Genomic DNA, 24,886 nt, shown 5'->3' on the forward strand with positions numbered 1-24,886 from the left:
TCCCAAATTTTATTATCTTATATGACAATGAATAATCCTTTATAACAATTTATATTGAGAATCCCCATATCTTGATATACCTCATTTAAACAAATTGATATATCGTCGTTGTTTTGAATTCCATTCCCTTGTCAAATATTGGTGACGGAAAGTGCTTTATGTTGATACTGTTTGGGTAGAAGTGAGGTTCCATACAAAAGCCTCCTCTTTTTTGGTAAACAGTACTCCCCTTTCCTACTGTTTGTTTCATTGTATTGCCTGTATAGAACTGTAAGCCTGGCTGATCCGAATACACTTCCATGGTAATACCCGATTCACTGGAAGCTTCTGCTATCTTTCTAATACCAATATTTTGATAGTTAAGAACAAAATTGTGATCATAACCCTGTGCAAGTCTTAGCTGTTCACAATCACTCTCTATTTCTTTTCCAATGATTTTAGGAACTTCAAAATCAAAAACAGTGTTCTTTACTGTGGCAATTTCTCCAGTAGGTATCAAACCTTTCTTAATCGGTGTATACTGGTTAGCATTTATAGTAACCACGGTATCTAAAATACTTCCACTCTCATGTCCATTCAGATTAAAATAGGTATGATTTGTTAAATTTATCAAAGTTTTTTTATCACTGATTGCACGATATGAAATAATAAGTCCGTTTGCATTTGTTAATGAATAGGTAACGGATACATCTAGATTGCCTGGAAAGCCTTGTTCTCCATCCACACTTCGATAATAAAATTCTACGGAATTATCGCAAATTACATGAAAATCCCATAAAATCTTATGAAATCCATGTTCCTTATCACTATGGATATTATTTCCATTATTGTTATCAACTAATTCATATAGTACATCATCAATCTTAAACTTGGCTCCTTCAATGCGATTTACATTTCTTCCAACAGTTGCACCAAGCATCATCGGATTTTTAAAATACTCCTCTAATTTGTCATAACCTAAAACTACGTCCTTTATTTTTCCCGATTTACTAAATGCATGCAAGGAAACCAGTATGGCTCCATAATTAGTGACTTCTGCTTTCATTCCTCTTTCATTTAAAAGTGTAAATAGGTAAGCCTCTTTTCCCTCCTTGGTTTTTCCAAATAACTTCATCGCAACACTCATATGCCCTCCATTAATTCTTTTACTTTCATGAAAGTTTCTTTCTAATATCCATTTTCAATTAGTTTGACTACTACAGCATCCTTAGATGCCACTCCATCCTTTTTTAACTGACCAATTTTCTCATCAAATTGAGGAAGATATTTTGCATGAGCAACGAGCAATTCATCAAGAATTTGTTTTGCCTCTCTTCCGCTTTGGATTAATGGATTAATTGTAAATGCCTCTAAAGCTTGTCCATAATCTCCTGATAAAGCTGCTTCAATCGTGCATTCTTCCATAGCTTTCATTATTTGCACCCAGCCCTTTTCTGCGGATCGCATTTTCCCCCATGCAATCGGACTCGCACCTTTTGCTGTGATTATACTTGATACTTCAACAATTGATTCCGAATCAAGGCATGAAATTGCTCCCTTGTTCTTTGTGCTTACTACCATATGGCTTCCTTTATCATTATAAATTGCGCTGATACATTCACATGCTGTATCGCTATAGTAGGCTCCTCCTCGCTTTTTTAATTGCTCTGGCTTTGTTGTCAGATCAGGATTTTGATATATTTTAAATAATTCAGCCTCTACCTCTTTCATTTGTTCGGCTCGTGTTCCACCGCAGCGAAACTCTTCTATACTGTGCTCTAGCATTTCTTTTTCGAGATAATAGTAACGATGATAACCGCAAGGCAACAAATGCATAGTATGCAATAATTCCAGTGGAAATTCAGCTTGGTAAATATTAGCAGGGGTTCCGCCGTTTTTTTCATTAATATGATCAATTATTTGATCTGTCATATCATTTCCCTGATTATCAAAAACTTTGTGCCAATGAAAGTGATTTAGACCTGCAAACTGATGATGTAACTTTGTCGGCTCCATACCAAGCACATTGGGTTCATTCATCATTGCAATCCCTGGTACATTACATAATCCAATACACTTTTCCCATCCAAACTGCTTAATTACAGCTTCTGTAATGATTCCACTTGGATTCGTGAAGTTAATGAGCCATGCATTTGGACATAAGGCTTTCATATCCTTAATAATCTCTTTCATAACTGGAATTGTACGAAATGCTTTAAATACTCCTCCTGCCCCATTCGTTTCCTGTCCCAACATTCCATGTAGTAAAGGTATCCTTTCATCAATAATTCTTGCATCTAGTAGTCCAACCCGAAACTGTGTTGTCACAAAATCAGCATTTACTAATGCCTCTTGCCTATTCAATGTAGTATATACCTTTACCTTGTATCCAGCCGCATCCCACATACGTTGTGCCAGTCTCCCTACAATCTCTAACTTTTCTTTTCCATCTTCTATATCAACCAGCCATATTTCTTTAATGGGAAGCTCTTCATATCGATTAATGAAACCTTCTATGAGCTCTGGTGTATAGCTGCTGCCTCCCCCTATTGTTACAATTTTTATACTACCTTTCATGTAGCTCCTCCTTAAAGATAACCTTATTTCAATTATTACGGCCATAATTAATTGTTATATTTACTATATTTATTTCTCAGGTTCTCGTCAATAAACCACAAATATTCTGGTTCTTTTTTTCAAAAATAAACTGTATAATTTTTATTCTTTGATACTTTTTGAAACTTTTTAAGGAACGAATATGCAAAAAGCTAAAATGGATGTTCGTAGAACTTTATTAATAAAAAAAAGCTTATCAGAGTTTTCTCCAACAAGCATTTTACTATTTTAATTTAAATCTATTCTAATTTGGTTCATTAATATTTCTATCATCAACAATGCCAATGACTTCCTGAGTGTAATCCATGTTCGCTTTATAATCCATTTTAAAAATACAGCTAAATAATACATCAAGCATATACTGCATGGCAATATGCGACGAAAACTGTGATATTCTATTTCGTAAATGTTCTCTGTCACTGATATACAAATGATATTTAACATAATTAGATATCGCATTATTCCCGACTCTTCCTACCAAAATAATATCAATCCCTTTATTATATAAGGTTTCTACTATAATTGGCAAAAAAGTAGCCTTACCCGAATACGATAAAATCATGGCCACATGATTTTTCTTAGATGCAGTAGCCGTACAGCGCTTATCATAAAAAGATTCTGGGCAATTAACAATTCGTCCAATTGCACGCATTTTGTCTTGAAAATTAATTGCAATACTTTGATTATGTGCATGTGTATAGATATCAATAATGTCTGCATGATGCAATAATACAACTATCTTATTTAATTCCTCCACATCAATAAAATTATAAGTATCTGTTATTGATGCTTCATATAATTTTAGCAGTTTCTGCGCAATAACTTTTTGTGTATCCGTACTCTCAAACGGAAAATTTACATCAATTTGGTTATATGAATCGCTTTCCTGTAAAAGATCTTGAATCAATCTTACCTTTAATTCATTAAATCCATCTAATCCAATCTTTTTGCAAAAACGATGAATGGCAGATTTTGATACAAATGTTTTTTCTGATAAAATTTGAATAGATAAGTTCTTTATTTCCTCTTTATTTTGTAAAATATATTTTGCCAACTGAAATTCGACAGGTGTTAAATTATAGCATTTAATCAGATTTTCTATTGTCATAGTATCCTTACGCTCCATTCATTTAATATCCAATTCTAATTTTAAAACATTATTTACTAATTCGCAATTTTTATTCTAGAGCCATTAATATAGTTTTGTATTAAATTCATTTTAAACCTATCAAAATAATATTCAACCATTAATTTTCTCAATCACCTATAATTATCCCATGAAAGCAATTGTTTCAACTATATAAGATTAATTGATGTCATACAAAATGAGTCAACATTCAATCATACTGATCCAATGTTGACTCATTTTTGATGTACCTATCTTTCAAAATAGGTACCATTCTTTATCGTTTAATAGTTAGTACTATTCAACTGTTATTGTATCATCCAGCCTTGCACAAGTTCATCGTGTGCATTCATCCAATCTCTGGCAACGTCAAGCGGTTCTCTTGTGTCTTCCTCGATTGCTCCCATCAAATCGCCAAGATCTGATTCTGTCAATTTAAAGCTCTTTAGAAATTCTACTACCTTAGGTTGATCCTCTTCTAAACCTTTTCTGGTAATAATGTGAATATTTTCTACTTCACCAAACACTCCCTTAGGGTCTTCTAAAAATTTCAAGTCCCATCTTGCAAATTTCCAATGAGGTGACCAGCCGGTAACCACAATCGGTTCATTTGCTTCAATTGCCTTACCTAACGCAGCTGTCATTGTTGTTCCACTCCCTGTTAAAAGATCATATTCAAGACCATACTCTTGAATTGCATTTTCAGCTGCAGTCATAAGACCTGCTCCTGCGTCAATTCCTACTATTTTTCCACCAAATAAATCTTTATTATCATTTAATTCTTCGATACTGTTGATTTCTACATAGGATGGTACAACTACACCTAATCTGGCATTTTCATAGCTTACTCCAAGATCTACTACATCATCACCATACTTTTCCATATATTCTTTATGTGTGACAGGAAGCCATACATCAAGAAATGCATCTGTATTTCCACTGGCAATGGAAGTAAACACAGGAGCAATATCTGCCATCGTCATATCTACCTCATATCCCATCTTATCTTCTAAAATAGCCGCTGCAAGATTTGTCATTGCAATACCTTCTGACCAATTTACATATGCCAGTTTTACAGTTTTCTTTTCTTCTTTTGAATCTGCATCAGTCTCTGAATTTATGTCCTCATTATTTCCTGCACTTGTTTCCTTATTATTGTCAGATGTACATGCTGTTAAAGTACCTATCATCATAACAGCCGCTAACAGCATTATAAATTTTTTCTTCATACTTTACTTCCTCCTGTTAATTTTAATTCTTGTTTGCTTGTCTGTTTCTTAAATTTTTTATCATAACTCTTCCGGATTTACTATTTGTCTTTCCAAGGCATTGAGTAACTCTGTCCAGAATCATAGCGATAATAACGACGGCTAAACCACCTTCAAATCCTTTACCGACTTTCATCTGTGTAATTCCTTGTAAAACGATATTCCCCAGCCCCTCTGCTCCAATCATTGCAGAAATAACAACCATGGATAGCGAAAGCATTATGGTCTGATTCAATCCTGCTAAGATTGTAGGTATTGCAAGAGGAATCTGAACTTTATACAATAACTGCATTGATGTAGCACCAAAGGATCTGGATGCTTCTACGATATCCTTTGGAACCTGTCTGATTCCAAGATTGGTAAGACGAACAATAGGAGGCATCGCAAAAATAATTGTAGCTACTGCTCCTGGTACTGTTCCAAGGTCAAAAAAGTAAACTGCAGGAATTAAATAAACAAAGGCAGGCATTGTCTGCATAAAATCCAATATGGGTCTTATTATTTTATTTGCCATATCATTTTTAGCCATAAGAATACCTAGCGGTAACCCTATCATGAGTGCAATTAGTGTTGATGTACTGACAAGTGCCAGAGTCTGCATCGTTTGCTTCCATAGTGTTAGATTTTGAATAAGAAGCAAACCAACCCCTGTAAAAACAGCAATTCCCTTACCTGCTATCCACCATGCAAGAAATACTGCAACTAGAATAAATATTAATATTGGTACTGCATTTAGAAAAAATTCTATTCCTTCTATCAGGTGAGAAAGTCCTGCCTTCATTCCATCAAAAAAGTCAGAAAAATTTATTGTCATCCAATTTATGACCTTTTCCATGAACGCACCGATTGGAATTTTTGTGCTAAGCATCAATTTGGTCACCTCCTTCACCTGCAATTCCAGATAGAACCGTAGACTTAAAGACAATTCCCTTTAATTTATTTTCTTCATCTACAACTGCAATTGGGTATTTTGATTTTATGAACTCTGATATGATCGTATCAATAGAATGATCGCACTCCACTGTAAAAATATCATGATCTATAATTTCATTCAGATCCTCTTTCTGCTCCTTGATCATCTCTGATACTTTATCAATGGTAACTATGCCAAGTAGAATATTATTTTTGTCCGTTACGAATATACTTGATATGCCTAAATCTTTCATTTTCTTTGCCGCCGTTCGAACTCCTGCTTTTCCTACAATGATGGATTCCGCTGTACGCATAATGGAGGCTGCTGTAACAATTTTGGTACGATTCACATCCTGGGTAAATTCTCTAACATAGTCATCTGCAGGATGATGCAAAATATCTTCTGATGTACCAATTTGAACAATATTACCATCTTTCATAATAGCAATTCTGTCACCGATTTTTAATGCTTCATCTAAATCATGGGTTATAAAAACAATTGTTTTTTGCATATGAGCCTGCAAAGATAAAAGTTCATTTTGCATATCTTTTCTTATCAGCGGATCAAGAGCGCTAAATGCCTCATCCATAAGTAAAATATCTGCATCTGTTGCAAGAGCCCTTGCAAGACCTACTCTTTGCTGCATACCCCCTGATAACTCCTTTGGTTTTGCATTACCATAACCCTTTAGCCCTACAAGTTCCAACATCTCCATAGCTTTCTTTAATCTTTGTTCTACTTTTACATTTTGAATTTCTAAACCAAAAGCAACATTTTCTAGTACTGTTTTATGTGGCAGAAGTGCAAAATTTTGAAAGACCATTGCAATCTTTTTTCTTCTTATTTCTCGAAGTTCGGATCCATCCACCTTCGTAATATCAGTTCCATCTATAAAAATTTCACCACTGCTTGGTTCAATCAAGCGATTTAGACAACGAAGCAGCGTCGATTTACCGCTTCCAGATAGTCCCATAACCACAAAAATTTCACCTTCATTTACCTGAAACGATGCTTTGTTTACACCTACACTATGCTTATATTTCTTCAATATTACGGATTTGCTATCCCCTTTTTCAAGTAAAGGAACAATCAGCTTTGGGGTTGAACCAAATATTTTATATATATTTTTAACTTCTATTTTCGGCATAAATTCTCCTTTCTAAAAGTTGCAACTTTACAATAGTTACAACTTGTATCTTTTTTAGTGTTGCTTGTTTATTATAAAGTGTTTGTGTTAATTTGTCAAATTCTAATGTACATTGTACTTTACATACACACAAAAATTTGATCAAATGAACCATAAATACTTTGTCTTCGCCTTATGCAAGCAAATACTCCCGCGAAACGCGATTGCTAAAAATTACTTCCTTCTTCCCCTCCCCAAAGATACGAATCAAAACGTTTATACGTTACCACAACAGGTCTACTCTATGTAACAAAAAACAGCTCCCACAATTTAGGAACTGTTTAAATAATTTATTCAATTGAGTATAAAAAATTATTTACTCGTTCATGACAATTTTCATCGCCAACATAATAAATAATATCTCCCAATGTAATGATTGCATATGGACCAGGTGAAATAATAATCTGTTCCCCCCGCCTGATAGCAATAATGGTTGCTGTTGTGTTATGCCAGAATCTCAAATCAGAAATACTCTCTCCAATATGCTTTGCCTTATCTGTTACTTCAATTTCAAAAGGTGTAAAAGGATGAACTGCCTGAAATCGTTCTGTTTTATACATAAATTCAGATACCAGAATTTTAAGCTGGCTGCTATGTTCTATCTGCTGTTCAAGGTTAGACAAAATCTCTTCCTTTAAATCACTCATTTGGTTAATATTGTTAAATCTATGAATGAATTCAACTGCTTTTTCCTTTGACTTTATTAATACTCCACTTCCTTTGGTTGATTCAACAATCTTCATATCTGACAGGATGCAGATGGCTCGTCTGGCAGTTTCAGATGAAACTCCATACTGACTGGCCAATGAAGAACGAACATAAAATTTTTCTCCTTCTAAATAATAACCTTGTGCTATTTTAGTTGCAACATCTGCTGCAATTTGCTGATATCTTGGTATCGCTATTTTCATTTATCCTTCCTCAAAATCATGTAGGTGAACTTCTGTCCCCATATTCAATATGTGCCTTAAGAAGTAATTATAAATCAAATTATAAAATAGTGCAAGGTTATGCTATGCTTAGCCTGAAAGCTTTCTCCATTTGATAACTTTATTCTTTTAGACTCAATTCATTTTGTAGCTCTGCAAAAAAACTTGCGTTTTACATGCTTGATAAGCTTCTTGATACTCCTCCCATTAGCTCTAACTATTATATTTTAATAGTCTCATATGAAAACCAGCCAAAGTCTGCATAGTTTACACTTTCCCATCCATTTGAGGAAGCATACATACCAATCGTACAGCCAGTAAATCCACCTGCTACTTCTGTACTAAGCTTATACATATCAACTCCACTCGCAATTGGCAAGAATTCCTCTTTTACTCTATAATAAAAATCTGCTTTCTGTCCACGATTAATAATTCGAAGTTCAAGCTTTCCCCTGGGTGCTTTTTGTTTTGATATTATTGTATCAGTACCGTTTTCACATAATGCTACTATCAGCCATTCTTCTTTATGTTCCATAATCTTGCCGAATCGGATATGATACAGATTGCTTTGAAGTACTGCAATTCCGGCTTCTTCTCCATCCTGATTTGCAGTAAAGTCCAGTAAGGTGTCTGATTGATAGTAGTATCCTTGCTGACGCACTCCAATATAGGCAGGATTAGCCGCCTTCTTCAAATTATCCTTGTACAATCTCATTCTTAGATAGCCCTCTCGCTCAGCCATATTATACATACCCTCTTCGGGATTTCGAAGCATTACAAAAGCATCGTCAAGCTTTTGATTCATGAAATGATAGGTACTCTGTCTTGGGAGTTTATAGAAAGCTTCACCCTGAAGCATTAGCTTCTCTTCTAATTTGCCAATACCCGGATTAACCACCGGCCAGTTGTTCTCCCATATCACCTTAGCTAAAAAAGTCTCCCGCCCTAGATTAGTAAAGCCCTCACATGGTCTTGAAGCCAACATAATCATATACCAGTTTCCTTTCTCATCGTCAACCAAATCACCATGCCCTACATAAATAATTGGATAATTGCTTCCCAAATGACGGTGTGTCAAAATCGGATTGTTGGGATTATTCTCATAAGTTCCCATAACCTCTTTACTCCTAGCAACCGTAATACTGTGATTTGGTCCAGTTCCTCCCTCAGCAATCATTACATAATAATATCCATTCTTTTGATACAGATGAGGTCCTTCCGGCCAAATGACGTTATTAAGTGCGCCCTTCCAGATTTTATGATTTTCTCCTGTTAATTTCATCGTTTGTAAATCCAACTTTGAAACCCATATTTCCCAATCTCCATTATAACGCACTCCCTTAGGATTTGGCCGTGTTCCCACATAATAACAGCTTCCATCTTCATCAAAAAACAGGCTGGGATCTATTCCAGTCGCATCTTCTCCCAAAAAATAAGGCTCTGACCACGGCCCTTTTGGATTCTTTGTCGTTACAATAAAATTTCCGCCGCCTGACACGTTCGTGGTTATCATATAAAATGTACCATTAAAGTAGCGAATGGTTGGCGCAAATATTCCCTGTGAATGTCCACACCCCTTAAGCGGAAGCTGTGAATTACGGTCGAGAATATTTCCAATTTGTTCCCAATGAGCCATATCCTTACTGTGAAAAATCGGTACTCCGGGAAAATAGGCAAAGCTTGAATTGACAAGATAAAAATCATCTCCTACTCTGCAAATGGATGGATCAGGATAGAATCCACTTAATATAGGGTTTGATATTGTAATCATATTTTTTCCTTTCCATTATCCTTTTCTTTGATTCTTTTATTTCCATATGCGAAATTTTCCGCTTAACGAAAGCAAAGCAAAAAAGTATAAGCAATTATCATAATATCTTCTGTCGCCCGTGCGTAATGGGGTATTCCAAAATCGTTCTACACAGGCTTTTGCATAAACGCCTTTTGCCGCCAAGGAAGCCTGCGCATTGGTTGCAATTATGGCAATCGGATGCAATGCATTCACACCCTCTAATTGAGTTCCATCAATTAAATATACTCCATTTTCATTCCCTGTTTCCGAGAAAAATTTCTGCAGTCTATCCGCATTTTCACTTTCCCACTCATCCTTTGCAAACCACGAATAGTCAAGACCTATATTGGCTATGGTTCGATACGCATCACTGTAATACCAATCATGCCTTTGCGTTGTATTTATGGTGCATTTCTTTGGTCTGCCATCATAGTCTGTGTATTCTGCACACAATCCAGTATCGATATGACACGCCTTTTTTAAAAAGCTTCGGCTTGCTTTAGCCGCCTCCTCCCAAAATTTGCTGTCCTCCTCATTTCCCCATAAAGAAAATAGTTCATAAAAATGAGGCAAGTGATAGGACGGATCCGTAAAATCACACTCTGTTATAAACTTTATTAACTTGTTAGACGGCTCCCACATAGGTCTGCCGCCCTCCTTATGTTCTCCCTTATGAATGCATGTATGAAGAATTTCTTTGGCTTCTCTCGAATAGCAAAAGATTCCCTCTCCATCTCCCCAGCGATTTGCTGCAAAGAACAATGCCATTGCAAAATACTCTTCTCCATCTGGTGCCGGTCCCCATGCATTCTTTTCCCCATTTGTCTGACACGACCATGCAAAAAAGCCTGCATTCTCTCCATCTTTCATATACATATAGGTTTTAGCCCACTTCCACAAACAGTCAAATTCTAACTTTTTGTTCATCTGTACACACATCATCATCCCATATGACATTCCTTCTGTACGTACATCATGATTTCCGGTATCCTCTATATACCCCCTATCATCTCCTGCTGTATGATATATTCGCTCCTTTGCTGTTCCGTAGAAAAGCATTTCAAATGCCTGATTCAGCTTATCTTCAATCTCCCGAATCGTATATCCATATTCTAATAATACATTTCGATAAATGCCAGTATCATATGCTCCCTGCATAAATAACCTCCTATTCCTTTACGCCCCCTATGGTCAGTCCTGTCACAAAGTATCGTTGTAAAAACGGATACAGACAAACAATGGGAAGCATAGTTAATATTGTTGCAGCCGCACGAACCGAGGTTGGTGTGACTGACGAAGCCGCATTCTTCATAGCCTCCACAGATGTACTTTGATTTGTAACAGAAGATAACAGTTTCATTAATTCATATTGAAGAGTAGTCAAATTCGAACTCATACGGTTGTATAGCATCGCATCAAACCATGAATTCCAGTGTCCAACTGCTATAAATAAGGCTACTGTCGCATACACCGGCTTACACAAAGGGGATATAATTTTCACAAATACAGTCATGTAACCTGCTCCATCTAATTGTGCAGATTCTTCTAGACTATCCGGAATACCGGCCATATAAGTACGAATAACCAACATATTAAAGGCTCCCAACATCCCCGGAATAATATACACATAAAAGCTATTTGTAAGTCCTAAAGACTTATATAATAAAAAGGTTGGAATCAGTCCGCCGTTTACATACATGGTAATAACCCAAAATAACGACAATTGTTTTTTAAAAAGAAATCGTTTTCTGCTTACAATAAATGCGAGCAATGCATTAGCCGAAAGTGCAAGCAAAGTACCTAAAACGGTACGCGCCACGGATATATACGCTCCAATTATCAAATTATTTTTTTGAATTACTGTGATGTAATTTTGTAAAGTCCACTTTCTAGGCCACAAATACAATCCCCCGCGAAGCGCATCTGTACCATCATTGAGTGATACTACAAGCGTATTTAACACGGGATATAAGGTAAAAATAACAAGTATAATCATAAAAACGGTATTCAACACTACAAATATTTTATCAGAACAAGAAGTTTTTTTCTTCTTATGTAATACTATTCTTCTATTCATTTTACTGCCTCCTTAGAACAATCGCTCTTCACCTGCTCTTTTTGCCATTTGATTTGCAATTACAATTAATATAATACTAACAATACTCTTAAAAATACCTGCTGCAGTACCGATAGAGTAATCTGCCTGACTGATACCCCACTTTAGAACATAAATATCAATGGTCTGAGAAACGCTTTGCACCAATCCATTTCCTAACAAGTACTGTACCTCAAAGCCTGCATTTAACACATTTCCGACATTCATCAGGAGCAATATCATAATCGTTGGCTTGATTCCCGGTAATGTAATATATTTAATTCTTCCCCAACGTCCTGCTCCATCTATAGCGGCAGCTTCATAAAGAGTTGTATCAATCGCAGTAATTGCCGATAAATAAATAATGGCATTCCATCCTGTTTCTTTCCAAACGTTTGCAAATGCAACAATCCACCAGAAATACTTCGGATATGCAAAAAAATTAAGTGGATCCTCAAGCACATGAAACTTCATCAGCAGCTCATTTATAATACCTGTGCTAGAAAGAGCATCGTGAAGGATACAAGTTACGATAATCCAGGAGAGAAAGTGTGGAAGATAGGAAATCGTCTGAACCATCTTCTTTCCGCCTCTTGACTTTACCTCATTTAGTAGGATTGCAAATACAATTGCCATTACAAACGTAGAGACAAGATTAATCACCCCCATGGCAAGTGTGTTTCGTATTACTCTTATAAATCCATCATCTAAAAACAACTGCTTAAATTTAGCCATACCAACAAAGGTTGAATGAATAAATCCATCCTTTGGTTTATAATTTTGAAAAGCCATTAACCATCCAAACAAAGGGAGGTAGCAAAATATAGTACCATATATTACAAATACAGCAGACCAAATTAATAATACTTTCTGCTTTTTGACTTCTTTCCAATTTATTTTTTCACGTTTCTCTTTCACCTTCACACTAGTAGACATTATCTCACTCCTTTAACTAAATACAGGCAGTTGCAGTAAAAGCTCCCTCTGCCTCTGCCTGTATTTCCTTTATGTTGTTATTCCCATTTCTTTGCGTTTTCGATTCTACGGTCCACCTCTGTTTGTACCTCACTTAAAAATGCTTCCGGATTACATTCTTCATAAACCTCCATATAATCTGACCATGCACTCTCAAAATCAGTCGCCATTACTACCTTAGGTAAATACTCATGCTTGATATCTGACATCTTATTCCATGCCACACCACCTTCTGTCGCCGTGGTTAATGTTCCCGCAAATGTATAAATTGGAAACCAAGGTCCCGGAATATCTTGTTGACCCAACATTTCTACAAACGTCTTGCAGTTATACGCTTCTAAGCATTCTTGTACATTATCTGGCATAGAATCAAGGAATTCGTTAGGTTGCAATGCCGGTGTTGCAGCATTGATACCGTCATGGCTCATTCCTCCCCAGTTTGGAAAATAAGAATAGGCGCATGCATGTGAAGCTTTATAAGCCGTGTTTGAACTTTGAGTACGCATGTCATCGGTACGATAGAATACACCATCCTCATCTACGAGATAATCAACATCCTTAACGCCCCAGTTACGAAGAGTCGCTACCTCTTCACCAAGTATATCATTTACAAATTGTAGTGCACCCTCCACATCTTTGCAGCTCGTTGTGATTGCTAATCCGGCTCCTACATTTAGGGTATCACCAGATGTGTGCCATCTGTTTTGAACTCCCTCTTTAATTGTAATTGGCAATGGAACATAGTTACAGCCTTGATCTTCCAGCCCTTGTTGCTTTAGGGCATCGTTAACAGTAAAATGAAAATCCCAGTACTGGTCAATCATACCTAATACACGACCGGTGGAAAGCTTAGCTATATATTCGTCATACGTTTGTGTAAAAGATTCTGGATCTACGACGCCTTTTTGAAATTCTGTATTTAACTTTTCAAAATATTCTTTTGCAGTAGGAGTTGTATTATAATCTATTACTTTTTTTGTATCAGGGTCTACAATACAACTTCCATCATTCGCATAGCCATCTAAGAACAAAGGAGCATTTTCCAGACAAAAATATCTCCAGTCATCACATAGAATTGTATATTGAATATTTGTCATTCCATCCTCCATTGTCGGATTGGCTTCATTATATCGTTCAATCAAATCAAAATATTGATCCATTGTTGTTATTTCAGGGTATCCTGCCCACTTTAACACACGTGTCTGAATCCAGAACGCTTCATCATTATGGTCAGTTTCCATTAATTTTTCATAGCTGTTGCTAAATTGAGGAATCCAGTATATATGACCATCCTCCTGACGGAGCTGTTCCCATTCTTGCTCTGTAAAATAGTCTTTTATATTTGGATAATTATCCAGATATTCATCCAAAGCTACCAATGCACCTGCTTCATATAACTGAGGCGTTCCACTACTTCCATCAATGAAATCTGGATATTCACCTCCAGCAATTAAAGTACCCACTGCCTCTTCTGCAGTCTGTCCGGTCAGCCAGGTTTCTTTTACCTTTGCTCCTGTGATTTCAGCAATTTTTTGTTGAATTTCATTATCATCATTAATTTCTGATCCTGGTACTGCAAAAAAAGCAGTAAATTCCTTGATACTTTCCCCATTGTTTGATGATGTTGTGTTACTGGTTTGTGTTGCATCCTTGGAGCATCCTGTAAACATGGATGCAGCCATTGACCCCACAAGCAGCATTACGACAAGTTTCTTCCTCTTCATGTTATATCCTCCCTTAAATGTTTATAGTTAAATTTTACCTTTTTATACTCTCTTATCAATAGGAGAAAGCATATATAAAGATAGGGTAAATTATATATATTACCCTATCAAATTACTCCTGTATTCGTTATTGTCTAGCATGCTTCCTGAATTTAGCAGGTGTACAACCCTTAACTGTAATAAAACGATTTACAAAGTAGTCCAAATCATGGTAGCCCACTTCCTCTGCTATGCGATATATTTTTTCATCGGTGCGAAGCAGCTTAATGACAGCCTGGTCAATTCGATAATTATTTAAATAATCTTTAAATGACTGTCCATATTTTTTGCGAAACATCTGCCCCAAATAAGCACTGTTTACATAATATTTTTTACTTAAATCCCTTAACGTAAGATTTTGTGCATAGTTTTCCCGAATATCTTTTTCAACCTCATATAACACCCCTCGAGATACATTTTTACGAAGCTGGGCAAGGTATTGGGCATACTCACATGCAAATCTTGACAAATGAGCCTTGCTTCCTCTCATTACACCGCCTTCAAATGTATTCTCACTAATGAAATGCATAATTTCTTCTTGATTTACATAACTGTCCTGCTGAGTTGCAAGATGAATAAATTGAAAAAGCAGATAGTTGATATTTAAATCTACCGTATCTGCATTAAAGCCCATTTGATTCATTTCTTTGTACAGATTTTCCACGCTTGTTATGATTTGAAGCTTGTCATTTTGCTCAACTGCAAATAATAATGCGTCCAAGCTTTCCTTACACAGTAAAATTCCACTGCTGTTCACCTGTACCTCTTCCTCATAAAAATAAATATTTCTCTTCACGCGAAATGCCTGAAAAGAGCGCAGAACGCATGAGGTTCCATATGATTTGGATATTTGGGAAATATCAGCTACTTTCTTGCCAACCAACATTACAACCGAAATTTCCGTGTTACAATTTAAAAATTTTAAAAATTTCTCCAAGTATTCCTTTTCACAGATTTCCTGATAATTTGCCATATAATCACAATAGATAAAGCCAATATCATAGCTTTTCTCATGGCTAGATACATCTAAAATACAATGATCTCCATCCTCACCCAGAAATTCAAGACAAGAATCGTAGAGTTTTCTTTGCTGAAGACGCTTTTCCTCATCCATAAATTCTTCCATCTGACCCATATGGTCTAGTTCAATACCAATATAGCGTACTCCGTTTGACAAATGCATTTGATGGTAAATATAGTCCAAATTAATCTGGTCATACTTTCCAAATATCAATGAAATCATATTTCTTGCCAAATAGGCCTTTTTTAATCTTTGATCGGTTTGCTGCTGAAGCTTATTGCCCTGATTCAGGCTTAATAATTTTTCAAGAATTTTGATCAGTTCTTCTTTCAACACAGGCTTTAAAATATAATCTAAGCAATTATTACGTATCGCCTGCTGTGCAAAATTAAAGTCTCCGTAACCGCTTAAAATAACAAAATATGCGTCTGAGATTTTTTCTTTTCTTATGACCTCTAATAGTTCAAGTCCTGTCATAACAGGCATTTTAATATCGGCGATTATCAGATCAACTTTTGTTTTATGTAAAAAGTTTAAGGCCTCCATTCCATTTGCTGCCGTTCCTGCAATTTCGTATCCTTGCTCTTTCCAATCGATCAAAACCTTTAACCCCTGTACAATAAAAGGCTCATCATCCACTAATAAAACTTGAAGCATATCTTTATCCTCCCACTAAATAAATAAAAGCAACGTTTCTTATTGAAGTGGAATTTTAATTAAAATCATTGTTGCAATTCCTATTTCACTTTCCACCTCAAAGTATACTCTGTTATCCGTTGCCATTTTCAAACGTAAACAGGCATTTAAAATACCCACTCCCTCCTTGTCCTTTAGTTTCTCTATACTTGCGTGGTTCATCTTATCCAGAAGTTTTTTCAAAAGTGGCTCTTCTATTCCTCCCCCCGTATCTTCTATCTCTATGCAAAACTCTGACCGTTCTTGATAGATACGGACAAAAATCCATCCCGGAGTTGGTTTGCTTTCAATTCCATGAATGCAAGCATTTTCCACAAAGGTAACGATGGTAAGCTTAGGAATCTGATAATCCAGACATTGTTCACTAATATCAAGCTGATAAGATAATCTGTCACCAAATCGATATTTTTGCAGCTCCAGATAGGCTTCCACAAAAGCCATCTCCTCCTTAACCTTAATAAAATCGTTTCCCCAGTCTACATTCTGCCTTTCCATAATGGCAAGTCTTTCCACCATATGTGCAGTTTCAAACTCCTTTCTTAAAATGCTATGCATGCGAATACTTTCTAATGCATTAAATAAAAAATGAGGATTAATCTGACTGTGAAGAGCTAACAGCTCTGCATTTTGTCTTTCAATATCCATCTCTTGTTCTCTTAAACGGTCAATATAAACCGTTTGTATCAAATCATTAATCTTTGCTACCATTCGGTTATAATTGTGCATCAAACCGCCAATTTCATCATCACCTCGTATATTTTCAATAACATACAACCTATCATCATCAATTCGCGTAAAAACATCACTTAATTCCTGTAGTCTTTGTGTAAAGGAATAATTAATGATTTTAACAAATATCCATGGCAGAATTGCATTAATGAATACCAGAAGCAAGATAATCGGCATATTATTAATAATCTGTGTCATAACCTCCATCTGAGGCTTTAAGACATAAATTTGCAGTTCCATTCCATAAATGGTAATATTCTTTACAAATCCTACTTCTTTTAATTTGTCAAATGCTTCAAAATCACTCCATACACTAGTACTTCCGTTGTTAGATAATAAGATTTTATTCTCATAGCAAATATAAACGGGTGCTTCATAATTCATTTTAACAAAGCTGCGAACCATATTGCTGTAATCCATATCCATTTTTACTATTTTTTCACAGCTATCTCGTTCATAAAAATTAAGCTTTCGAATAAACGATATCTTACGCTTTGCATCTACAGCCGGACTTTTACTGTCATCATAATAAATGTATAGTACAGAATCTTGATCTGACTCCTTTAAATATTTGTACCATTTCGCGTCTCTTATTTGCTCAAGCTGTGAAAACTCACCGCCATTAATAATAGTACTGTTATCTGCATACATCGTAATGGTAGCCTCAGACATACCAATGCTGCTCTCAAAAAGTGAATCCTTTAAAAAATTTAGATAATTATTATAATAATCCAATTCAGATTCATATTCATTTTCCATAAATTGATTGACATATTTATTCATGTATATCTTTTTTGTGGCACTCGCTGCATTTTCTACGTCATAAGATAGATTATATTGTACTGCACTTGCAATATTTTCCATCCCCTTTTGCTTAGAAATCAGCTCGGAATGAATCACAATATATAGTATTACACTGTCTGTCAGAATAAGCGGTATCAGAACGCAATACACGTAAAGTATTTGCAGCTTTTTTTTAATCTTATAATCGTCCATCATGCTTTTCATTTTCTTCCACAGTTGTCTCAAATTCTAGCCCTCCCTTTCTATTCATGGCTATAGATATCATCAATAACTTATTGTAATGGTTGAGCCAACTTTTATTATACTAAATTTACCGGTTAAATCATCCCTATAAACTATATCTGTTTAAAGGACATAGTGCAGAATATGGGTTAATTTACCAGTTTTTATACACGAATTAGACAACCTATTGCAGCTCGCCTCCTAATCAATTTAACTATAATATATTCACAAAATCTCTTAAATATAAGTAAAGCAGCGGACAAGTCACGCAGTGACATTTTCCACTTGCATTCGTGCATATCCTGCGAAGCATTTTTATGTAATAGGACGCTATTTCCTTTTACATAAAAAAGACGCTATCTATTATTTTCATAGTAGATAACGCCTTCTTATATTTCGTTCATTACAATTTACAAATACTTAACATAATTTCGAGTCCGTCCTTACAGCTTATATTCAGAAAAAATGAGTTCTGGTTGATTTGCAGGTTTCAAATCTATTTTTGATGTTTTCTCAATACATTCCAATACTGCGTCAACCACTGCGATACAATTCAAGTGTGAGTATTCCTTGAGATAGTCGAATGCTTCTCCTGCAACCTTTGTAAGCAATAAGCAATCTGCATATTTTGAAACTGGAGAATGACGATATCCCGTGATAACAATATTTTTTAGACCTTTTCTTTTCGCAAAATCTAACATCTGGATAATCTGCTTCGAGCTTCCGGATTCAGATAACGCTATAATAATATCATTTTCTTTTGCAAGGTTAATGTGATTCATCATATATTCGGGAAGCATATTATAGGTAGCGTGTACACCCAAACGCTCTAATCGAAATCCCATATACATTGCGTGTGGACTCGTATTGCCTACTGCAATCAAATGTACATGATCGGCTCCATTGATTAACCCAACGCAATATTCCATTTCTTTCACGCTTATATTTCTTCCTATTTCAATTAAGTTATTGGCAAAACGTTGAAACATACTTGAAACTGGATCTGATTCATCTATTTCATTGAGCATATTTGCTGCACTATGCCTTCCCAAATCAGCAGATAATTGTATCCTCATCTGGTAATATCCCTGAAAGCCTATATGCTTACAAAAACGAATAATGGTAGCATCACTTACACCACTTTTTTGCGCTAATTCTGAAACATTAGAGTTCACTGCATTTTCTGGATTCTTTAATATAAAGTCTGCCACTTTTCTTTCTGCCGAAAAAATTTCCTGATAATTATCTTTTATTAACTCTAAGACAGTTAGTTCACTGTTCATGTACTATCCCCTCCTATGTATTGGACCCCATTCTTTTTGTTCTATGATTGGTATAGAGCGGCTTTCCCTTCAGCATTAAATAACTCTATTTTATGATACGCGGTTTTCTTCATATGTGCAACACAAATCGGCTGAATTACATTTGGTTCCCTTAAGCTTTCATCTGCAAGAACTTCTCTCATCTTCTCATAGTAAGCAGCTTTTATATCACTTGATATATTGATTTTGCTGACACCGCGTGTCACTGATTCTTTAATTTCGTGATCTTGATTATTAGAACCTCCATGAAGCACCAATGGAATCGAAACTTTCCCTTTTATCTCTGTCAGTAAATCAAGCTTTAATTCTGGCTTCATTCCTTTTGGATATATTCCATGTGATGTTCCAATTGCTACTGCCAACGTATCAATTCCAGTCTCTTGAACAAATTTTACAGCATCTTCACTGTTTGTATATATAATTTGGTTCCCTTGTGTTTCAGCCTGTGAGTCAGTTGAACCGATAGTTCCCAGTTCTCCCTCTACGGATACCCCAACTGCATGTGCTGCCTCAACTACTTTTTTACATTCTGCAATATTTTCCTCGAAAGATAATGTGGAACCATCTATCATAACAGATGTAAATCCGGCTTGTATTGCCTGAATTGTCTGCTCAAATGTCTGACCATGATCCAAATGGATACATACTGGAAAGTTTGCCTTATGAGCCTTCTCTCTGATTGCCAACACCATTTCAGTGCCTACATGCTTTAACTCATCCGGATGAATGGCTATAATAACAGGCGATTGTTTCTCCTCACATGCCTCAAAAATTCCATTTAACATAGAATAATCGCTAATATTAAACGCTGGTACTGCAAACTTATTCTCATTTGCAACCTTTAAAAGATTTTTCATATTTATTAACATAATTTTTCTCCTTTAGAATTTATTTCAGACTTCAATTGAGCCCAAACCTATCTTGTTTTGTGTTTCATAATCAAACAGTATATTCTTATTGCCTGAAAAACGGATTTTTTGTTTTGAACCTGTCAGGTAATCTTTGCTTCCAAATACGACTGCGTTTAATTTTAATTTACCAATTTCCAAAATTACCATTGTTTCCATGCCTGAGGGCAAGGAGGAATAAACATTTGCCGCGATATTTCCATCCGGTTGAATTAGTATATATTCCGGTCTGACACCCAATGTTACTTTCCTTGCTGTCTCGAATTGCTTTGTGATTTTTTCGTCATCCGGTCTAAACTTTAAGTTGAAGTCCTCACTCTTTAGATCAAGAACATCTCCTTCGCTTTGGCACATGAAATCTATAAAATTAATTGATGGGCTTCCCATAAAATCTGCAACAAATTTATTCTGTGGACTGCTGTATAGCTGAAGCGGCTGACAATATTGTTGCAGCAAGCCTTTTTTGATCAGACAGATTTCTGTTGAAAGTGCCATTGCCTCTTGTTGATCATGTGTTACATATACAAACGTTGATTTTGTATCTATATGTAAACGTTTTAATTCGGCTCTCATATCCAATCGAAGCTTTGCATCTAAATTAGATAAGGGTTCGTCCATAAGTAAGATAGCCGGATTGGTTGCCAACGTTCTGGCAATGGCAACTCGTTGCTGCTGACCTCCGCTTAGTTCGGAAGGATAACGTTCTGCTAATTCTGCAAGCTGCAAGGTTTCTAATAATTCGGTAACCCTTACGCTGATGTCTTGTTTGTTCCATTTTAAATTTTCTAGCCCAAATGCAATATTTTTATATACTGTCATATGTGGCCACAACGCATAGTTTTGAAACAGAAAGCCTATATTTCTTTTGTCAGGTGTGATATCAATACCCTTTTGGGAAGAGAAAACCAGTTTATCTCCGATCCATATTTCACCTTCTGTTGGTGTTTCTAATCCGGCAATCATACGCAGCGTAGTGGTTTTTCCGCATCCAGACGGGCCTAACAAAGTCACATAACTCCCATCCTTTATTTCCAGATTTAAGCAATCGACTGCCGCACTATCTTTGTACTTTTTCGTTATGTTTTTTAATAAAATATTAGGCATTCTTAACCTCCAATTCCAGTTTCAATTGATGCACCAGTTAGTTTACTTATCAGTTTGTCCGCTACAATTACAATTAATACAATCATAAGTGTTATTGCATTAGCATATTGATCGTAGCCCTTTGAGTTATATTGAAAGAGCAATGCAGTTAAGACAATTGTTCCGGGAGTATAAAGAAGTACAAACAATTCCAACTCTCTCATACCGGACATAAATGGTATTAGGTATCCCGAAACGATACTTTGCTTTTGAATTGGTATCAAAATTCTTGTCATTCTTTTTACCCAGCCAGCTCCTAATATCTGCGCCGATTCTTCTAATGTGGCACTAATCTGAAACATAGAATTTACTCCTGATCTAGAAGCCATAGGCAAATATTTAACCGTTCCTATAATAAAGAGAAGGATTGGACTTCCATATAAAGCCGGTATGAAACCTCGCTGTTGTGAAAACATGGATAAATATATCGTTCCAAATGCTAAGCTGGGAATTAGATATGGGATAAAAGTTAACCCATTTACTATATTAGAAACCTTGCTTCCCCATCGTTTAACAATTGCATAACCAGATAAACATCCCAAAGTACCTGCTCCCAATGCACAACATACAGCAATAATAATTGTATTTTTTAAGGCTCTCCACACGGTACTATTTACTAAAATTCCATTAGTGATTGCATTATCAGTTCCAATCCAATATTTCAAACTAAAATTAGAAAGTTCGTAATTACCTTGTATTGTGATTAGGCTTTCGATTGCAAAGCTAGTCAGCGGAACAATTGTAATACAGAAGATAAATGCAACTGCTATGATACTAATCGTATTTCTTGAACCTCTTAATTTTGTCAAAGATATATTAGAGCACTTTCCTGAAACTGTTGTATAGGACTTTCTGGTTCCTATCATTTTTTGATTAATTCCTAGCACAAGCATACTAATGATAATCATCATAAGTGCCAATGCATATCCTGCTCCCGGATTCGTTCCATTCAAATACCGATACATCTGTGTTGTTAAAGTATAATACTTAACCGGCAAACCCAGAAACTGTGCTGTTGCAAATGCATTCATTCCAGATGAAAATACTAAAATAAATGTTGACAATATAGAGGGAAGAGCAAGCGGTATTGTTATTTTTAACATCATGCGCCATTTTGAGGTTTTTAAAACGGTTGCTGCTTCCTCCAAATTGGAATCCATATTTCTTAGAACCCCGCCTATTAATATATAGGCAAATGGCGCATAATGTAATCCGCTTACCAGCATAATAGGAAATGGTCCATATGCAAACCAATTTGCTGTAGCTATTCCTGTTATGGATGTAAAAATTCCTGTTGTTCCGCCAACCAAACTGTTTTTGAAAAAGTTACTCCAAGCTAACGCCAAAGTCCATGAAGGCATAATATAAGGAAGCATAAATAGTTGGGCAACTGTTTTTTTGTATCTTAAATCTGTCCGAACTACCAGCCATGCATATAATCCACCCACTAAAATAGCTACAAAGCAAGACCCCAAAGATGTGATTAGTGAATGCATTAATGGTGTATAAAAGTTATTCATACTTTCTTTGCCCAAAAGGATCTTCAGCCAATGATAGGCAGTCAAATCTCCTGCTTTTGAACCCGTTATTCTCATTACCTCAGCATTATGAACAATGACTGTATCTTGAAAAATAGAGAGTAGTGGAAACACAACTAAATATGTCAGGCACAAAATCATTGCTAATAAAACAACGTTGTATGGTTTTGAATAATAATTTGTCAGTCTGTTTAATGCTTTTTTCAATTCTTCACCACCGTTCAAAATACTTATATCTTATTGAATACTAGAAATAAAATCTTCTACTACAGCTCTGTTTTTGTATACATAATCTAAATCTTCACCAATTGCAATTTTCTTCCAATCTTCAAATGAAATGTCTCCAGCATAAGGCAAAGATGTATTGGCATTATAATCTCCAACATTTTCTGACCAAAAAGACCATCCTTCTTCACTTAGCATATACTCTACAAAAAGTTTTGCTGCATTTTTATTCTGCGCATTTTCTAAAATAATGGAATAAATTGGATAATACCAGCCAACAAAAGGACTCATCTCGGTATTCATGGCAAGTGCCAAATCTTTTTCTGCTGCTGTCGCAAATCGTTGTACTGCAAAGAATCCAACCCATGTATCAGACTGACCTTTCGCTCCGATTGCTTCTGATATTTTAGTATCAGAAGTGCCTAATACCACTCCATTTTCATACATCATTTTAATAAATTCATAACCTGCATTATCTGTCGTTAATGTAATATCTTTTCCATAATATTCTTTATATGCCTCTGCCATTTTGGCTGCGTTCTCATCTGATGTAAGCATGGTCAGAAAATTAAAATTAACACCCTCTGCGGTAGGGTCTTTCATAGAGAAAAAACCTTTATATTGAGGATCTGTTACCATCCAGATATTTGTAAGATATGGAGTTTCTCCGGTCTTTTCATTATTATAGATAAATGCCTTTGCTGAGTATTCAAAAACGCTTAAGCTCATGTCCGAATTGCCCGTTAGTGCACCTAATCTATCACTCGACCATTGATGAATGTATCCCGGCGTTATCAAATCTGCACTAATTCTAGCTCCATCTTGTGCAAATATCAAATCAGCACCATCACTAATACCTGCCTGACATTCTGTTGAAACTTTATCCATAAGTTCTGTTTCTCCAAGTTGTGTCCATTCTACTGTAATTCCGTATTTTTCTTGAAAAGCTGCTGCTGCTTTTTCAAGATAGCTATGTACTCCATAAACTCTTAAAGTACCTTCTGCTTTTGCTGCTTCGATTAACTCCTCTTGTGTCATCTCCGTTTCTTTTACATCTTGCGTTTCCTTTGTTGCATCAGTTTTCTCAGTTTCTGAAGATGTATCGGAAACATCTTCTTTTGTTTCTTCTTTTGTTGATTCGCTGCTGTTCCCACACCCTGTCATCATTGTTGCTGCAACCGTTGATACACATAATAATGCACATAATAGTTTTCTTTTCATTTTTAACCTCCCAATTTAGGTAAAATGTTATCTGATTACACTGTAATTATATCCCTCGTGAAATAAAATGTCAACAATATTATGTAATAATATTTTTTTTCATTAATTTGTTTGGGCACTTTTATCTTTATAATTATAATACAGCTCACATTTTTGTTATTTTTTACCACTTTGTATGTAATTTTATTTCATGCAGGCGTTTTATTGTAATATTTTATACTTTAACCAACCATATAAAGTGATAGCTTTCATTCATAAATGCAACAAGGTCTTGTAGAGTAGGTCGGAGGTCGCAAGACCTCTTTCCCCTCATCAAACCGTACGTGAGGTTTTCCCTCATACGGCTTTCCGACATTCTTCTTTCTACAGCTTTACGTCATGCAATCATTTGTTGCAAACCCTTGTCTACTAATTT

At 35.7% G+C, this 24,886-nt stretch carries 19 protein-coding genes; all 19 read right to left on the bottom strand.

Features of this window, described 5'->3' with window-relative positions; genetic code table 11:
- Positions 1-85: 85 nt before the first annotated feature.
- The 19 genes from C8E03_RS14130 to C8E03_RS14220 all read right to left on the bottom strand — a co-directional run bounded on the left by C8E03_RS14130 (position 86) and on the right by C8E03_RS14220 (position 24,471).
- Complete coding sequence (locus C8E03_RS14130; protein WP_110291314.1) at positions 86-1,126, bottom strand: aldose epimerase family protein; 1,041 nt, start codon at positions 1,124-1,126, stop codon at positions 86-88.
- 41 nt (positions 1,127-1,167) lie between these two features.
- Positions 1,168-2,556, bottom strand: coding sequence for a 6-phospho-beta-glucosidase (locus C8E03_RS14135; protein ID WP_110291315.1), 1,389 nt, complete (start codon positions 2,554-2,556; stop codon positions 1,168-1,170).
- A gap of 283 nt (positions 2,557-2,839) precedes the next feature.
- Positions 2,840-3,721: a MurR/RpiR family transcriptional regulator gene (locus C8E03_RS14140; RefSeq protein WP_242993549.1), complete on the bottom strand. Its 882-nt coding sequence runs from the start codon at positions 3,719-3,721 to the stop codon at positions 2,840-2,842.
- A 308-nt stretch (positions 3,722-4,029) separates the two neighbouring features.
- A complete protein-coding gene (locus tag C8E03_RS14145; RefSeq protein ID WP_110291316.1) occupies positions 4,030-4,950 on the bottom strand; it encodes a glycine betaine ABC transporter substrate-binding protein in 921 nt (306 codons plus the stop codon).
- A gap of 22 nt (positions 4,951-4,972) precedes the next feature.
- Complete coding sequence (locus C8E03_RS14150; RefSeq protein ID WP_110291317.1) at positions 4,973-5,857, bottom strand: ABC transporter permease; 885 nt, start codon at positions 5,855-5,857, stop codon at positions 4,973-4,975.
- Positions 5,850-7,049: a quaternary amine ABC transporter ATP-binding protein gene (locus C8E03_RS14155; RefSeq protein WP_110291318.1), complete on the bottom strand. Its 1,200-nt coding sequence runs from the start codon at positions 7,047-7,049 to the stop codon at positions 5,850-5,852. The genes C8E03_RS14150 and C8E03_RS14155 overlap by 8 nt, the downstream gene beginning before the upstream one ends.
- A 329-nt stretch (positions 7,050-7,378) precedes the next feature.
- Positions 7,379-7,999, bottom strand: a complete 621-nt coding sequence (locus tag C8E03_RS14160) for a GntR family transcriptional regulator (protein ID WP_110291319.1) — start codon at positions 7,997-7,999, stop codon at positions 7,379-7,381.
- A 238-nt stretch (positions 8,000-8,237) separates the two neighbouring features.
- Entirely contained in the window at positions 8,238-9,788 is a 1,551-nt protein-coding gene (locus C8E03_RS14165) for a glycoside hydrolase family 43 protein (protein WP_110291320.1), read from the bottom strand.
- Positions 9,789-9,824: 36 nt separating this feature from the next.
- Positions 9,825-10,967 carry a glycosyl hydrolase family 8 gene (locus C8E03_RS14170; RefSeq protein ID WP_110291321.1) on the bottom strand — a complete coding sequence of 381 codons (1,143 nt, stop codon included), beginning with the start codon at positions 10,965-10,967 and terminating at the stop codon, positions 9,825-9,827.
- A 10-nt stretch (positions 10,968-10,977) separates the two neighbouring features.
- Positions 10,978-11,886, bottom strand: a complete 909-nt coding sequence (locus tag C8E03_RS14175) for a carbohydrate ABC transporter permease (RefSeq protein ID WP_110291322.1) — start codon at positions 11,884-11,886, stop codon at positions 10,978-10,980.
- A gap of 12 nt (positions 11,887-11,898) precedes the next feature.
- Positions 11,899-12,840, bottom strand: coding sequence for an ABC transporter permease (locus tag C8E03_RS14180; RefSeq protein ID WP_110291323.1), 942 nt, complete (start codon positions 12,838-12,840; stop codon positions 11,899-11,901).
- A gap of 77 nt (positions 12,841-12,917) precedes the next feature.
- Positions 12,918-14,603, bottom strand: coding sequence for an extracellular solute-binding protein (locus tag C8E03_RS14185; RefSeq protein ID WP_110291324.1), 1,686 nt, complete (start codon positions 14,601-14,603; stop codon positions 12,918-12,920).
- A gap of 127 nt (positions 14,604-14,730) precedes the next feature.
- The gene (locus C8E03_RS14190) at positions 14,731-16,320 is read right to left on the bottom strand and encodes a response regulator transcription factor (RefSeq protein ID WP_110291325.1); all 1,590 of its coding nucleotides are present in this window, start codon (positions 16,318-16,320) and stop codon (positions 14,731-14,733) included.
- A gap of 39 nt (positions 16,321-16,359) precedes the next feature.
- A complete protein-coding gene (locus C8E03_RS14195; protein WP_242993551.1) occupies positions 16,360-18,117 on the bottom strand; it encodes a sensor histidine kinase in 1,758 nt (585 codons plus the stop codon).
- Positions 18,118-18,557: 440 nt separating this feature from the next.
- Positions 18,558-19,397, bottom strand: coding sequence for a MurR/RpiR family transcriptional regulator (locus C8E03_RS14200; protein ID WP_094376152.1), 840 nt, complete (start codon positions 19,395-19,397; stop codon positions 18,558-18,560).
- Between the two features lie 41 nt (positions 19,398-19,438).
- Positions 19,439-20,305 (bottom strand): ketose-bisphosphate aldolase, encoded by an 867-nt coding sequence (locus C8E03_RS14205; RefSeq protein WP_110291326.1) that lies wholly within the window; start codon positions 20,303-20,305, stop codon positions 19,439-19,441.
- 24 nt (positions 20,306-20,329) lie between these two features.
- The gene (locus C8E03_RS14210) at positions 20,330-21,448 is read right to left on the bottom strand and encodes an ABC transporter ATP-binding protein (protein WP_110291327.1); all 1,119 of its coding nucleotides are present in this window, start codon (positions 21,446-21,448) and stop codon (positions 20,330-20,332) included.
- Between the two features lie 2 nt (positions 21,449-21,450).
- The gene (locus C8E03_RS14215; protein ID WP_242993553.1) at positions 21,451-23,232 is read right to left on the bottom strand and encodes an ABC transporter permease; all 1,782 of its coding nucleotides are present in this window, start codon (positions 23,230-23,232) and stop codon (positions 21,451-21,453) included.
- 30 nt (positions 23,233-23,262) lie between these two features.
- Positions 23,263-24,471: an ABC transporter substrate-binding protein gene (locus C8E03_RS14220; protein WP_094376149.1), complete on the bottom strand. Its 1,209-nt coding sequence runs from the start codon at positions 24,469-24,471 to the stop codon at positions 23,263-23,265.
- Positions 24,472-24,886 lie beyond the last annotated feature (415 nt).

Source organism: Lachnotalea glycerini (assembly GCF_003201285.1).
GTDB classification, from domain to species: Bacteria; Bacillota; Clostridia; order Lachnospirales; family Lachnospiraceae; genus Lachnotalea; species Lachnotalea glycerini.

Bases quoted from the DNA above. Each gene is read 5' to 3' on its own strand.
- C8E03_RS14130 (WP_110291314.1), bottom strand. From the start codon at position 1,126: ATGAGTGTTGCGATGAAGTTATTTGGAAAAACCAAGGAGGGAAAAGAG.
- C8E03_RS14135 (WP_110291315.1), bottom strand. From the start codon at position 2,556: ATGAAAGGTAGTATAAAAATTGTAACAATAGGGGGAGGCAGCAGCTAT.
- C8E03_RS14140 (WP_242993549.1), bottom strand. From the start codon at position 3,721: ATGGAGCGTAAGGATACTATGACAATAGAAAATCTGATTAAATGCTAT.
- C8E03_RS14145 (WP_110291316.1), bottom strand. From the start codon at position 4,950: ATGAAGAAAAAATTTATAATGCTGTTAGCGGCTGTTATGATGATAGGT.
- C8E03_RS14150 (WP_110291317.1), bottom strand. From the start codon at position 5,857: ATGCTTAGCACAAAAATTCCAATCGGTGCGTTCATGGAAAAGGTCATA.
- C8E03_RS14155 (WP_110291318.1), bottom strand. From the start codon at position 7,049: ATGCCGAAAATAGAAGTTAAAAATATATATAAAATATTTGGTTCAACC.
- C8E03_RS14160 (WP_110291319.1), bottom strand. From the start codon at position 7,999: ATGAAAATAGCGATACCAAGATATCAGCAAATTGCAGCAGATGTTGCA.
- C8E03_RS14165 (WP_110291320.1), bottom strand. From the start codon at position 9,788: ATGATTACAATATCAAACCCTATATTAAGTGGATTCTATCCTGATCCA.
- C8E03_RS14170 (WP_110291321.1), bottom strand. From the start codon at position 10,967: ATGCAGGGAGCATATGATACTGGCATTTATCGAAATGTATTATTAGAA.
- C8E03_RS14175 (WP_110291322.1), bottom strand. From the start codon at position 11,886: ATGAATAGAAGAATAGTATTACATAAGAAGAAAAAAACTTCTTGTTCT.
- C8E03_RS14180 (WP_110291323.1), bottom strand. From the start codon at position 12,840: ATGTCTACTAGTGTGAAGGTGAAAGAGAAACGTGAAAAAATAAATTGG.
- C8E03_RS14185 (WP_110291324.1), bottom strand. From the start codon at position 14,603: ATGAAGAGGAAGAAACTTGTCGTAATGCTGCTTGTGGGGTCAATGGCT.
- C8E03_RS14190 (WP_110291325.1), bottom strand. From the start codon at position 16,320: ATGCTTCAAGTTTTATTAGTGGATGATGAGCCTTTTATTGTACAGGGG.
- C8E03_RS14200 (WP_094376152.1), bottom strand. From the start codon at position 19,397: ATGAACAGTGAACTAACTGTCTTAGAGTTAATAAAAGATAATTATCAG.
- C8E03_RS14205 (WP_110291326.1), bottom strand. From the start codon at position 20,305: ATGTTAATAAATATGAAAAATCTTTTAAAGGTTGCAAATGAGAATAAG.
- C8E03_RS14210 (WP_110291327.1), bottom strand. From the start codon at position 21,448: ATGCCTAATATTTTATTAAAAAACATAACGAAAAAGTACAAAGATAGT.
- C8E03_RS14220 (WP_094376149.1), bottom strand. From the start codon at position 24,471: ATGAAAAGAAAACTATTATGTGCATTATTATGTGTATCAACGGTTGCA.